Here is a 14,188-nt window from a genome sequence, read left to right as displayed (position 1 = left end):
TTTCCCAATCTGATCCATAATTTCCACTTTTGCGCCAATACTCCTGAACAAAGTGCGGCAATTTAGCAGCGAAAACAATACATAATCAGGCATTTAATCTGATTGACAGGCAAATCTCCGTTTGTACTACAGCTAATAGCACTTTCGTGGACACGTAATGACAAACCATCAAAGAAAGTATATAGGTCATCCTGGTATATAGGTCATCCTGGATCCTTATACTGGCAAAACGTTATAACAAAATGCTAAAATAAGCCGTTTTACAGGCTTCTACATTTATTTGAACATATTTCCCCGTCAAATGGTATAACAGCGCCTATAATCGTTTTAATCAGCGGAATAACGTTGTTTTTATCAGAACAATGATTCCCGTTTATACTACATCTGGTCGTACATCAATGGTTTAGGCACCAGGATGAATATTGGATTTAAATATGGTTCTAAAAGTAGCTATTCCAGGTCTATCTCAAATACCTTTCTAAAGACGCTCTGCATACCGGCAATCTCATCATCGGTGAGTTTTGGAAAGCGATCACGTCTCCTTTTAGGGAAAGTTCCTTTATTTTGATGCAAGTAGATTAGCATCCAATTGATGTCTTTATCAGGCATGTCGACAATCATTTGCAATGCTCTTTTGGCTTCATCGTAACGTTGCAGAAAGAGTAATTCTTCCGGCATATCGTGTTCCAACGTTGCATGGATCGTTTTTAGCAAATAGATAACCTGTTCCGTTAAATCAGGATACCGGTAATATCCTTCTACTTGTGCTGGGTTACTTACTGTTATGCTTTCATTTTCTTCCAGTTGATATTTTACACGTTGCATCAAAGGCCCTGAATAGCGCTCTAAAATGGCGTCATAGTCCTTCATATTATTGAGCATATGGGCAGAAACGGGTATGATCATATCGTCTGGTACTACCTTATCATGTACCAAAGTATCATGAATCAGAAAGCGATGTATTCTGCCATTTCCATCGTCAAATGGGTGAATAAAAACAAATCCAAAAGAGATAATTGCCGCTCGCACAACAGAGTTAACACCTTCCGTTCGAACAGCGCTTTGCTGAAGTCCAATCATAAGCGAATCAACAAAGGCTGGAGGAGGGCATATATAGTGAATTTGTTGTTGAAAATTTGGATGGGTTTGGCCGATATAATTTTGAAAATCACGAAAGCCGTTAACGGCAAAACGGGGATCGACAATTGCTTCCTGAAGGCTTACCAACCGATCTTCTCTCAATATTGTAAAAGTTGAATCGGTACCCGCTTTTCTCAATAGCGTTATAAACTTATCTATTCTATCTTCACTTGGAGCTTCGTGTTCAATTTCATAAGAGGATTTAGTTTCTTTCTTATAAAGAAATTGGATAACCCGTCTAAATATCTCCGAAGGATAACTCTTCTTTAAAACATGAATTTTCTGACTAATATCTATATAGATAAGTTCTTTAAGTTCTTTTTTTTGCCTTATGATCGGACAAAACTCCCAATCTCCAAGTAAATTGTTATTAATTTTCCATCGGGAATCTTTAACGCTTATACTGGTTATGTACTTCTCCGGATCCAATAAATCAGCATAGTTTCCGGAAATACTTTTCATCAACTTGAGCCTATGGCGAGTAAGCAATTCATATAAAAAACCTATTCGACGAGCGTATTTCCCCGAAGGCGACTTTTCTATGAATTCTTCGACATGTTTAGCAGGAATATTCTTAAAAACGGCTTGCAGAAAATCAAGATTCAAATCATCGTATTTCAATGCAAACTCAATATGATGTAAAGGTGCGTCTTCAGCTGGAGCATACTTAGAACCAAATACTTCCTCAACATTTCCCTTTGAGGTTAATTCCACATGAGGATTACTACCAATAAAAGAACTGTGAGTCAGAATGTACGCTGACAGTTTAAAATGATCTTTTAACCATTGACACCCTGCAGATTTCATAATGTGATGGTTCTACTGTAAAATGATTATTCCCTACTGTAAAATAGATAATTTTACTATTTTATACGGTAAAACGATTACAATGATAAAATAGCAATTTTTATGCAATATATTAACTGAAGCATTTCATTAAGTTAATGAAATGTAAAGATTACCAGGAGGACGCCAGGATGAATATTGGGTTTAAATACAACTTCTAAACAAATACCGGCATAAAAAGAAAGCGGCGATTGATATAATCAATCGCCGCTTTCTTTTTATGCTTCAGCTAATGCTTATGCTTTTTTCAAATGTTCTTCAATCGCAGTATCATAGGTTTGTTTCCAGGTACTTACAGTATCCCAGTCTTCCCCGTTTACTTTGATACTTTCGCCGGTCACCACACCCAGCTTCTCATGACGCACAGATACATCAGAAGCATCTACCAGGCTGTGCATGAGCGCTTCAAACTTCTCTTTATTTTCCGGTTTAACAGAGATGACTACACGGCTCTGGCTTTCGCCGAAGAGGTAAGCATCTTTACGGAATTTATTGTTGAGCGTCAGTTCAAAGCCCAGTCCACGTGGCATGGCACTTTCCAGTAAAGTAATAAATAAACCGCCATCGCTTACATCGTGCGCAGATTCGATCAGGCCGGCTTTATTCAATTTAGTGATAGCCTGTTGCAGGTGCAGTTCCTCTTCAAGGTTGAAATGCGGTGCAGGGCTGTATTCGATACCGATAATTTTGTGCAGGTATTCAGAGCTGCTGATATCATTGCGGCTACGGCCTACCAGGTATAACAGGTTACCTTCTTCTTTAAAGTCCAGTGTGATACGTTGGTCTATGCTATCCAGCACCCCCACCATACCAATGGTTGGAGTAGGGTATACAGGACCATCGGGCGACTGGTTGTAGAAGCTAACGTTACCACCGGTAACAGGCGTATTAAATTTACGGCAGGCTTCACCCATACCTTGTACAGCGTGTACAAACTGGTAGTATACTTCCGGATCGTAAGGGTTACCGAAGTTTAAGCAGTTGGTAATCGCTACAGGTTCGCCACCAGAGCACACGATATTACGTGCTGCCTCTGCTACAGCAATTTGTCCGCCTTTATGAGGATCGGCAAATACATAGCGACCATTACAGTCGGTAGTTACTGCCAGGGCTTTCTTAGTTGGTTTTACCAATACAATCGCAGCGTCGCTTGGTGCGTTGGTGCTGGCGTTGGCGGTACCTACCATGCTGTCGTACTGATTGTAGATCCAGCGTTTGGAGGCGATGTTCGGTAATGCCACCATTCTTTCCGCTACAAAACGGGGGTGTTCTGTATCGGGGATATTCTGAATATCGAATGCTTTTACTTTGGCGAAGTAAGCTGGTTCGGTATAAGCGCGGTGGTATTGGGGAGCGCCGCCACCCAGTACCATACTTTCAGCAGGAACATCTGCTTCCAGTTCGCCGTTCATGTAGAACTTCAGATTTTTATCTTTGGTCACTTCACCGATTTGTACGCAGTGCAGGTCCCATTTTTCGAAGATGTCGAGGATTTCTTTGTCCTGTCCTTTCTTTACTACGATGAGCATGCGTTCCTGGCTTTCGCTCAGCAGCATTTCCCATGCTTTCATATCTTTCTGGCGGGTAGGTACTTTATCTAACCAGATGTTCATACCATGTTCGCCTTTGGCACTCATTTCAGCAGTAGAGCAGGTGATACCGGCAGCGCCCATATCCTGCATACCTATGATAGCATTGGTTTTGATGATTTCCAGGCAAGCTTCCAGCAATTTCTTTTCCTGGAATGGGTCACCTACCTGTACGGCTGGTAAATCTTCCACGCTATCTTCCGTGATGTTGGCAGATGCGAAAGAAGCGCCGCCGATGCCATCTTTACCGGTAGCAGATCCTACGATGAAAACGGGATTGCCCTCACCATAGGAAGTAGCGGAAACTGTTTGTCCAACTTTTACAATACCCACGCTCATAGCGTTTACCAGCGGGTTGGTACCATAGCAGTCTTCAAAGTATGCTTCACCACCAACAGTTGGTACACCAAAGCAGTTACCATAATGTCCTATACCATGTACAATACCTTTTACCAGGTGTTGTGTTTTCTTGTCATTGATATTGCCGAAGCGGAGGGAATTAAGTGCGGCAATGGGGCGTGCGCCCATCGTAAAGATATCGCGGTGAATACCTCCTACGCCGGTAGCAGCACCCTGGAAGGGTTCGATAGCGGAGGGGTGGTTATGCGACTCTATTTTAAATACCACCGCGTAGCCATCACCGATATCTACCAGACCGGCATTTTCCTCTCCTGCTTTTACCAGCAGTCTGTCACCTTCGCGGGGCAGGGATTTCAGCCAAACGATTGAATTTTTGTAAGAGCAGTGTTCACTCCACATTACAGAATACATACTGAGTTCTGTAAAATTGGGGACACGGCCTAAAATGGATTTAATTCGTTCAAACTCGTCAGCGGTAAGTCCTAGCTGTTCAGCAATTTCTACGGTGGTTTGCATGTATTTAAGTATAAAAAACGAGTAATTTAAAAGAAGTCGCAAAAGTACATGATTTTCCTGCAAATGACAATAGGTGAACCCGGGAGCGAAAACTGCTTTTTTAGCAAAGCTTTATCATATTAGTAAATTTTAAATTTATCAGTTTCAAAGTACCCAGCATCCAAATATTTGATCAAATAGCAAAAAAAGTGTCTTTTAAAGACTCGAAACGTAAATTTTAAATTAAAATGAACAATTTATTTGTATTTCAGGCTAGGTATGCGTTCTTTTGTGTAAAATATTTTACAGCATGCAATCGTTACGTTTCAAAGCGCTGGAAGGATTAGCTGGCGTAGACTCCACTCTCACCGAACATAACGGTAAAATTACCGAAGTATTTGGCAGCAATGTATTTACTGGTAAAGTTGTTCGGGAATACCTGAGCGATGAGGCTTATAAAAGCCTGATGAACTCTGTTAAAAATGGCACCAAGCTGGAACGTAAGATGTCCGAGCAAATTGCTTCCGGCATGAAGGCGTGGGCCATGAAGAAAGGTGTAACCCACTACACACACTGGTTCCAACCATTAACAGGTACCACTGCTGAAAAGCATGATTCCTTCTTCACCCTGAAAGGTGATGGTACTGCGCTGGAAACTTTTGATGGCGATGCACTGGTACAACAGGAACCAGATGCTTCCAGCTTCCCTAACGGCGGCTTGAGAGCTACTTTCGAAGCACGTGGTTATACTGCATGGGATCCTTCTTCTCCTGCATTTATCCTGGAACAGGCTTATGGTAAAACACTCTGCATTCCTACTATCTTTGTTTCCTACACCGGCGAATCGCTGGATTACAAAGCGCCACTGCTGAAAGCCCTGGCTGCTATGGACAAAGCTGCAGTAGACGTATGTAACTATTTCGATAAAAACGTTACCAAAGTAACCGGTACCCTTGGTTGGGAACAGGAATACTTCCTGGTAGACGAAGGAATGGCAAATGCCCGTCCTGACCTGATCATGACCGGCCGTACTGTGGTAGGTCACGCACCTTCCAAAGGTCAACAGCTGGAAGACCACTACTTCGGTGCTATCCCTGAGCGTGCATACGCTTACATGCGCGATTTCGAAGTAGAAGCCTACAAACTGGGTATTCCTTTAAGAACCCGTCACAACGAGGTGGCTCCTTCTCAGTTCGAATGTGCTCCTATATTTGAAGAAATCAACATCGCAGTAGACCACAACTCCCTGCTGATGGATGTAATGAATAAAGTGGCCAAACGTCACAAACTGAAAGTGTTACTGCACGAGAAACCTTTTGCAGGCATCAACGGTTCTGGTAAACACAACAACTGGAGCATGTCTACCGACACCGGCGTTAACCTGCTGGCTCCCGGTAAAACTCCGAAAACCAACCTGATGTTCCTCACTTTCTTTGTGAACACCATCAAAGCGGTACATGACTATGCCGACCTGATGAGAGCTGCTATCGCTTCTCCTAGCAACGACTTCCGTCTGGGTGCTAACGAAGCTCCTCCTGCTATCATCTCTGTATTTACCGGTAAATACCTGTTCGATGTACTGCAGGAAGTTAAAAACCGTGTAAACAACAAGTTCGACGAACAAGACGAAGCGATCCTGAAAATGGACCTGCACCGTCATATTCCAGAACTGATGCTGGATAACACCGACCGTAACCGTACCTCTCCTTTTGCTTTCACCGGTAATAAGTTTGAGTTCCGCGCGGTAGGTTCTTCTGCCAACTGTGCTTCTGCTATGACTGTACTGAATACTATCATGGCTAAAACCCTGGTTGACTTTAAAGCAGAAGTAGATGGCCTGATCGAGAAAGGCGAGAAAAAAGAGATTGCCATTATGCAAACTCTTCGGAAATATATTGTAGATTCGGAAAAAATACTGTTCGAAGGCGACGGCTACAGTGAAGAATGGGAAAAAGAAGCGGAAAAAAGAGGTTTGGCTAACGTAAAAACCACTCCTAAAGCGCTGGATGCAATGGTAACACCAAAAGCAACCCAACTTTACACAGAAACCGGCGTTTACAACGAAAAAGAACTGCACGCACGCCACGAAATACTGCTGGAAGATTATGTGAAGAAAGTGCAGATCGAAGCCCGCGTTATCGGCGACCTCGCAACCAACACTATCCTGCCATCTGCTATTAGCTACTTAAATGAACTGGTAGCCAACATCAATGGCCTGAAAGCAATCGGGTTAGGCGACGACAGCGTGAAAGCACAGAAACAAATTGCCGCTAAAATAGCTGAACATATTAATGTAATTAGTGAAAATGTACAGGCTATGATTGAGGCGCGTAAGGTAGCTAACAAGCTCACCGACAGCCGCCAAAAAGCGATAGACTATTGTGAAAAGATTAAGCCGTACTTTGATGTTATCCGCTACCACTCCGATAAACTGGAGTTCCTGGTGGACGACAAAAAATGGGCACTGCCTAAATACAGAGAGCTGCTTTTCTTGCGATAAAACCGTAAGATTGTTTTGGTGTATGATTAGCCCCGGATTTTCATCCGGGGCTTTTTTATGAATCATTTTATCAGCACTAAAAAGCCCCCCACGCTTTGCAGCATGGGGGGCTTTCATTATAATATAACCGTTACCGTTATACCAGCTTAAACGTTTCTGTAAACTTAGTGGTAAAGTTACCCTTACGGAAGTTTTCATCACGCATCAGCTGCTGATGGAATGGAATTGTTGTTTTTACACCTTCGATCACAAATTCGCTCAGTGCACGCTCCATAGTATTGATCGCCTCTTCGCGGGTTTGCGCCATGGTGATGATTTTTGCCACCATAGAATCATAATACGGAGGAATAACATAACCAGCATAGATATGTGAATCCACGCGCACACCGTGACCACCCGGAATATGCAGGGTAGTAATTTTTCCAGGAGAAGGACGGAAATCATTGTAAGGATCTTCCGCATTGATACGGCACTCAATGGCATGCATCTGTGGCGTATAATTTTTTCCGGAGATAGGAATACCTGCCGCAATCTTGATCTGTTCTTTTACCAGGTCAAAATTGATCACTTCTTCCGTTACACCATGCTCTACCTGGATACGTGTATTCATTTCCATGAAGTAGAAATTACGGTGCTTGTCTACCAGGAACTCAATAGTACCAACACTTTCGTAGTTGATAGCACTGGCCGCCTTGATAGCTGCTTCTCCCATTTTTTCACGCAGCTCAGGTGTCATAAACGGAGAAGGAGATTCTTCTACCAGCTTCTGGTGACGACGCTGGATAGAGCAATCCCTTTCGCTCAGGTGACATACCTTACCGTATTGATCACCCGCTACCTGGATTTCAATGTGACGGGGTTCCTCCACGAATTTCTCCATGTAGATGCCATCATTACTGAAAGCCGCGCGCGCCTCATTCTTAGCCATGTTGTAGGCGTTTTCCACCTCGCTATCTTCCCATACCACACGCATACCTTTACCACCACCACCGGCAGTAGCTTTCAGGATAACGGGCAGTCCCATGCTTTTTGCCAGGGCCTTTGCTTCATCCACGCTCTGCAACAAACCGTCAGAACCCGGAATAACAGGTACGCCCGCAGCAATCATGGTTTCTTTCGCCGTCATCTTATCCCCCATTTTACGGATCATCTCCGGTGTAGGGCCGATGAATTTGATACCATGCTCGCCGCAGATTTCAGCAAAACGGGCATTTTCGGCCAGGAAGCCATATCCTGGGTGAATAGCATCTGCATTGGTAATTTCAGCTGCTGCCATCAGGTGAGGAATATTCAGATAAGATTCCGCGCTCTGTGGTTTACCTATGCATACCGCTTCATCGGCAAATTTCACATGCAAGCTGTCTTTATCTGCAGTAGAATAAACTGCCACCGTTTTGATACCCATTTCCTTACAGGTACGGATAATCCGAAGGGCAATTTCACCACGATTGGCAATCAATATTTTTTTGAACATTGTTTTCCTTATAAGTTAATAATAGCAGTTAGCTTTTAGCGATTAGCCTTCAGCTGTCAGTATTGTATATATAATACTGAATGCCAAAGGCTAACGGTAAAGGCTATTATTATGGTTCAACTAAAAATAAAGGTTGGTCGTATTCTACCGGAGATGCGTCATCTACCAGTACTTTCACGATTTTTCCACTCACTTCACTCTCTATCTCGTTGAATAACTTCATTGCTTCGATGATGCACACCACTTTACCGGAAGATACCTCATCACCCACATTTACGAATGGAGCTTTGTCTGGTCCGGCACTGCGGTAAAAGGTTCCGATCATAGGAGATTTGATCGTTACCAGGTTGTCGGCCTTTGCAGGTGCTGCAGGAGCAGCAGCGGGAGCTGCAGGGGCGATAGGAGCTGCTGCAGGAGCAACAGGGGCTACAGGCTGTACGGCGGCAGTTGCCACGGTGGCAGGAACAGTGATTACCTGTTGTACTTCGTTATCCTTTTGTTTTATTGTAATCTTAAACTTGTCCTGTTCAATGCTCAGTTCACTGATATTTGATTTATTGATCATTTTTACCAGTTCCTGAATCTGTTTAAAGTCCATGTAGACAGTTTTTGGTTTAGAAATATAGAATATGAAAATTCGATTCACACGTTCAGGAACCCTGTTCCACAGGAACTCCTCCTGGAAACAACATTCCTGTCAGTCAATCAAAAATTAAAAAAATGCTATTACCCTTTTACTCTTTCAATATATTCACCATTCTTGGTGTTCACACGGATCATTTCCCCTTCTTCCACAAACAGTGGCACCATTACAGTCGCACCTGTTTCAACTGTAGCCGGTTTCAGGGTACGTGTAGCCGTATCGCCCTTTACACCTGGCTCAGAGTAAGTTACCAGTACTACAATCTTATCCGGTAATTCTACCGCCATGTATTGTTCTGTTTCGGTATTGATTTGAACACTCACTTCCTGGCCTTCTTTCAGGAACTGAGGCGCATCGATCGCATTCTCCGGCATAGCAATCTGCTCGAACGTTTCATTATCCATGAAATTGTAGCCGGTATCGTCTTTATATAAAAACTGGAAAGCTTTCTTTTCAATACGGATGGGGAAAATAGTATCTCCGGAGTTCCATGTATGCTCTATAGAACGGCTATTGTCAACGCCTTTCAATTTAGCCCAAACCTTTGCGGCTGCACGGGCGGTTTTATTCTGACCAAACTCTACAACAGAATACAAACTGTTATCCAGTTTGATGATTAATCCTGTTCTGATATCTGCGGTGGTAGCCATAAATTTAGGTTACTGATTTTAAGTTAAAAATTTATACGGATTGCAAAAGTAAAAATTTTCGCATATGAACAAGCATCTAATTCCCAAAATTAGATAGATTCGTTCCTTTTCGGCCCAATTTTCGTGTTTTTTATGCAATAAATGACATTTATCCGGTAAATTTAAACTCAAATCAAGAAACTTTTATTTATATGCGCTACGTGTTTTTCGCAATTTTAAGCTGTTTACCCGTGTTTTTGAAGGCTCAAACTGCTACTCCCCCTACCAAACCAGCTTATTTACAATATCCGATCATCCCGGCTTTTCCCCTCACCCTGGTAGATGGCCACACCATCACCAAAAATGACCTGCGTAAAGGAGAAAAAACCATGTTATTCATATTCAGCGTTGATTGCGACCACTGTAAACACCTGACAGAGGATCTCCTGAAGAATATCGAGAAATTTCAAAAAACACAGATCCTGATGGTCACTCCCTTTAAAGTGGAACAAATGAAGGAATATTACGACCAATACAAGATCAAAAATTATCCAACAATCACCATGGCCAGCGAACCTACCCGGCAGATCATGTACTTCTATGATCTCCATTATTTCCCTGGTTTATACATATATAATAAGAAACAACAGTTTGTAAAAGGTTTTGAAGGAACAGCTAAGATAGATTCCCTGCTATATTACCTGCACAAATAAACCTTGTTAAAATGTGCATGCCCGGCCGGTTATTGTAATGCCGAATCATTACATTTGTTTAATCACATTCATTCTTCACTTTTAAAGCTATAGACAAGATGAAAGTTACAGTAGTAGGAGCCGGAAATGTAGGTGCCACATGCGCTAACGTACTGGCCCACAGAGATTTTCTACAGGAGGTGGTTTTATTGGATATCAAAGAAGGAACGGCTGAAGGTAAGGCGCTGGATACATGGCAACAGGCTCCCATTGACTATTACAGCACCAAAATTACCGGGGTGACCAACGACTACACCAAAACTGCCAACAGCGAGGTGGTGGTAATTACGTCAGGGCTACCCCGTAAACCAGGTATGAGCAGAGATGATCTGATTTCTACCAATGCCAACATTGTGAAATCGGTGACTGAAAATATTACCAAATATTCTCCGGACGCGATCATTATCATTGTGAGCAACCCACTGGATGTAATGACCTATTGCAGCTATCTCACGGCTAAAAAAGACAGCAGCAAAGTATTCGGTATGGCCGGTATCCTGGATACTGCCCGCTACCGCGCTTTCCTGGCCGATGAAATAGGCTGCTCTCCCAAAGATATACAGGCTATCCTCATGGGTGGACATGGCGATACCATGGTACCCCTTCCCCGCTATACCACTGTAAGTGGTATTCCCGTAACAGAACTGGTAGCCGCCGACAAACTGGAAGCTATTATCCAGCGTACGAAAGTAGGGGGTGGTGAGATTGTAAACCTCCTGGGTACTTCCGCCTGGTACGCTCCCGGCGCCGCAGCAGCCCAAATGGTAGAGGCCATCGTGAAAAACGAAAAACGTATTTTCCCGGTGTGCGCCTGGCTTACCGGCCAATATGGCCTGAAAGATATCTACCTGGGCGTTCCCGTAGTATTAGGCAAAAACGGTATCGAAAAAATCATAGAGCTTCAACTCAATGAGGCTGAAAAAGAATCACTCAATACCTCTGCCCAACATGTAAAAGAAGTAATGGACGTATTGGATAAAATGCAGTCTGCTACTGCATAATAGCCTACCAACGCATACAGCGGAGATAGATGTGGAAAACATCCCCTCTATCTCCGCTAATCATTCCCCGCTGCCACGATAAAATCAGGATCTTCTGCCTTATCAACCACAAGACAAAACCTGCAATTCTTTTTTTATTCGTAATTTTACCCCATCCTGAAAAGATGACTAAAGCAGTATAAATGAAACACTTCTAAATCCGTTTCACCAAATTTGGTTTAACTCTCAACGTATGTCTAACCTGGAAAAACTGATAACACAAAAATCTTTTGAAAGTGAAAATCAGCGTGGCCTCGTCAGCCTGATTTTTATAGGCAACTGGGTTACCGCCCGGCACCAGCAATTCTTTAAACAATACGGCATCACCATGCAGCAGTTTAATATACTGCGCATCCTTCGCGGACAACATCCCAAAGCAGCCAGCATCAACGTGCTGAAAGACAGAATGCTCGACAAAATGAGTGATGTATCCCGGCTGGTGGAACGCCTCCGCAAAGCCGATCTGATAGAACGCAAAAACAGCGAAATGGACAGGCGCGCCGTCGATGTTCGCATCAACGACAAAGGCCTGCAACTGCTAAAACAAATAGATACTGAAATCGGGCAACTGGATAATACACTCCAGTCACTCAATGAAAAAGAAATAATACAACTGAACAAGTTACTGGATAAGATGCTGGAAAGCTACCATTAAATTTCTTCCAGGTAATTCAGGTCCTTACCAAATGTTTCCTCCACGTTCCAGGCAGTAATTAAAGCAATCCCTATACATACCACCGCTACGATAGCGCCGCTTTGCAGGAAAGTAAAGTGTTTTTGCACGTTTATAAATAATAGTGATATCAACGGCAGCATACCCCGCGCAAAATTAGGCACCGTAGTAGCCACGGTAGCGCGTAAATTAGTACCAAAGCTCTCTGCCGCGATGGTTACGAAAATAGCCCAGAACCCAACGCTGAAGCCCAGTATAAAGCAAACGGTATAAAATACCCAGGTAGCAACCCCATGTAAATTCAGGTAAACGGCTACCATCACACCAGTCAGCAACAGAAACAGCAGCATCACCTTTCTCCGGCTTTGCCACACCTGGCTCAGTAACCCGGTTGTGAAATCACCCAACACCAGGCCCGCATAACAAAAAGCCACTGCATCACCGGGATTAATGGCCCCCTGCACGTTCATGATAGTGGCAAACTTATTCGAAAACGCAATGAGGATACCTACCACAAACCAGGTAGGAGTGCCCAGCAACATACATTTCAGGTACTTCATAAACCGTTCCCGGTTGTTAAACAAGGCCACCAAACTTCCCCTCGCCGCCGTAGATGCCTTCACCGCATTAAATAAATGCGACTCCATTACACTAACCCGCAACACCAGCAACGCCAGCCCCAATCCTCCACCTATAAAATAACAAATACGCCAGTCGCCCACCAGCTTGGCTATCAGGTTGGCCGCTACAGCGCCTGATACCCCAACAGTAGCCACTATCATAGTGCCATATCCCCTCTTTTCCTTGGGCAATATTTCAGATACCAGCGTAATACCTGCGCCCAGCTCACCGGCCAGGCCAAAGCCCGCCACAAAACGCCATAATATATAGCCATTGATGCCATGCACAAAACCGTTGGCAATATTGGCAACAGAATAAATGAGAATAGAACCGAATAATACGCTCAACCGGCCTTTCTTATCTCCTATAATACCCCAGAAAATTCCACCAATCAACAGCCCCACCATTTGAATATTGATTAAAAGCAGGCCGGCACCCGCATCAATTTCACTTTGCGGAAGCCCCAGCGACTTTAAACTCGGTACCCTTACGATGGTAAACAGCAAAAGATCATAAATATCTACGAAATAGCCTAGTGAAGCAACTATAACGGCTATATTGAAAATAGAAACAGAACGATTATCGGTCTTCATTGTTAGTTTGGTTGACAATAATTATAACGGGAATTAATAAAAAAGGGCCTTTTAAAAAGGCCCTTTTAAAGATATAAAAAATTATAATGAAGAATCTGTTTTTTCTGCGGGTTCCTGGTGAGGGGCAGTGGGCGAGTGTTTTGTTTTGCCAAATATCACTTTGATCAGTACCGGCAAGGTGGTAATTAATATAATCACCAGGATAATCAGCTCCAGGTGCTCTTTCAAATTCGGGAAAGCCTTATCCAGGTAATGGCCGGCCAGCATCATAGAAAATACCCAGGCAAAAGAACCTACAATATTAAACAACATGAATTTTTTGGCATCCATTTCCGCAATACCCGCTACAATAGGCGCAAACGTACGGATAATAGGCAGGAAACGCGCGAAGAAAATAGCGCCGCCGCCATATTTGCCGAAAAATTCGTGGGCCTGGATCAGGTGCTTCTTTTTAAAGAAAAAAGTATCCTTTTTCTTAAATAACACAGGACCGGATTTTCTACCAAACCAGAAGCCCACCATGTTTCCCAACACACCGGCAATGGCAATCAACAACATGATCACCACAAAAGGCAGATCAAAGAAGCTGTGGCAAAGATCTTTACTGTAGATACCCGCCACGAAAAGCAGGGAATCGCCCGGCAGGAAGAAACCAATAAACAGACCTGTTTCTGCAAAAATAATTGCCAGCAACAGGTAAAGGCCACCATGTTCAATAATCCACGAAGGATTAATGAGGTGTTTAAAAAACTCAAGAATCTGGTCCATGCTAAATACGCTATTTCTATTTCTGAATCGGTAAAATAAGCATTAATGTGTTACGCATTTGTTAA

Annotated in this window: 11 protein-coding genes; 4 read left to right on the top strand and 7 right to left on the bottom strand. The window is 43.2% G+C overall.

The window, feature by feature from the left end:
• Positions 1-450 precede the first annotated feature (450 nt).
• Together HGH91_RS24600 and purL are read right to left on the bottom strand one after the other, a co-directional pair.
• Positions 451-1,947: a Fic family protein gene (locus HGH91_RS24600; protein ID WP_168741557.1), complete on the bottom strand. Its 1,497-nt coding sequence runs from the start codon at positions 1,945-1,947 to the stop codon at positions 451-453.
• Positions 1,948-2,222: 275 nt separating this feature from the next.
• Positions 2,223-4,451: a phosphoribosylformylglycinamidine synthase subunit PurL gene (gene purL, locus HGH91_RS24595; RefSeq protein ID WP_168741556.1), complete on the bottom strand. Its 2,229-nt coding sequence runs from the start codon at positions 4,449-4,451 to the stop codon at positions 2,223-2,225.
• Positions 4,452-4,740: 289 nt separating this feature from the next.
• On the opposite strand from purL, the gene HGH91_RS24590 reads away from it, so the two are divergent.
• Entirely contained in the window at positions 4,741-6,930 is a 2,190-nt protein-coding gene (locus tag HGH91_RS24590) for a glutamine synthetase III (RefSeq protein ID WP_168741555.1), read from the top strand.
• Positions 6,931-7,066: 136 nt separating this feature from the next.
• Here the strand turns inward: HGH91_RS24590 and accC are convergent, their stop codons facing one another.
• The 3 genes from accC to efp all read right to left on the bottom strand — a co-directional run bounded on the left by accC (position 7,067) and on the right by efp (position 9,697).
• The gene (gene accC / locus HGH91_RS24585) at positions 7,067-8,404 is read right to left on the bottom strand and encodes an acetyl-CoA carboxylase biotin carboxylase subunit (RefSeq protein ID WP_168741554.1); all 1,338 of its coding nucleotides are present in this window, start codon (positions 8,402-8,404) and stop codon (positions 7,067-7,069) included.
• Between the two features lie 109 nt (positions 8,405-8,513).
• Positions 8,514-9,002: an acetyl-CoA carboxylase biotin carboxyl carrier protein gene (gene accB / locus HGH91_RS24580; RefSeq protein WP_168741553.1), complete on the bottom strand. Its 489-nt coding sequence runs from the start codon at positions 9,000-9,002 to the stop codon at positions 8,514-8,516.
• Positions 9,003-9,130: 128 nt separating this feature from the next.
• Positions 9,131-9,697 (bottom strand): elongation factor P, encoded by a 567-nt coding sequence (gene efp / locus HGH91_RS24575; RefSeq protein ID WP_145672563.1) that lies wholly within the window; start codon positions 9,695-9,697, stop codon positions 9,131-9,133.
• A gap of 236 nt (positions 9,698-9,933) precedes the next feature.
• On the opposite strand from efp, the gene HGH91_RS24570 reads away from it, so the two are divergent.
• The 3 genes from HGH91_RS24570 to HGH91_RS24560 all read left to right on the top strand — a co-directional run bounded on the left by HGH91_RS24570 (position 9,934) and on the right by HGH91_RS24560 (position 12,123).
• The gene (locus HGH91_RS24570; RefSeq protein WP_168741552.1) at positions 9,934-10,389 is read left to right on the top strand and encodes a peroxiredoxin family protein; all 456 of its coding nucleotides are present in this window, start codon (positions 9,934-9,936) and stop codon (positions 10,387-10,389) included.
• A gap of 98 nt (positions 10,390-10,487) precedes the next feature.
• A complete protein-coding gene (gene mdh, locus HGH91_RS24565; protein WP_168741551.1) occupies positions 10,488-11,429 on the top strand; it encodes a malate dehydrogenase in 942 nt (313 codons plus the stop codon).
• Positions 11,430-11,661: 232 nt separating this feature from the next.
• Entirely contained in the window at positions 11,662-12,123 is a 462-nt protein-coding gene (locus HGH91_RS24560) for a MarR family winged helix-turn-helix transcriptional regulator (protein ID WP_145672572.1), read from the top strand.
• Here the strand turns inward: HGH91_RS24560 and HGH91_RS24555 are convergent.
• Positions 12,120-13,355: an MFS transporter gene (locus HGH91_RS24555; RefSeq protein WP_168741550.1), complete on the bottom strand. Its 1,236-nt coding sequence runs from the start codon at positions 13,353-13,355 to the stop codon at positions 12,120-12,122. The genes HGH91_RS24560 and HGH91_RS24555 overlap by 4 nt on opposite strands.
• Before the next feature lie 81 nt (positions 13,356-13,436).
• Complete coding sequence (locus HGH91_RS24550; protein WP_168741549.1) at positions 13,437-14,123, bottom strand: DedA family protein; 687 nt, start codon at positions 14,121-14,123, stop codon at positions 13,437-13,439.
• Between the last annotated feature and the right edge of the window lie 65 nt (positions 14,124-14,188).

The sequence above is a fragment of the Chitinophaga eiseniae genome (assembly GCF_012641265.1).
Lineage (GTDB): Bacteria > Bacteroidota > Bacteroidia > Chitinophagales > Chitinophagaceae > Chitinophaga > Chitinophaga eiseniae_A.
The sequence above is the reverse complement of the archived record's forward strand: the minus strand, read 5'-3'. Positions and strand labels throughout refer to the sequence as shown.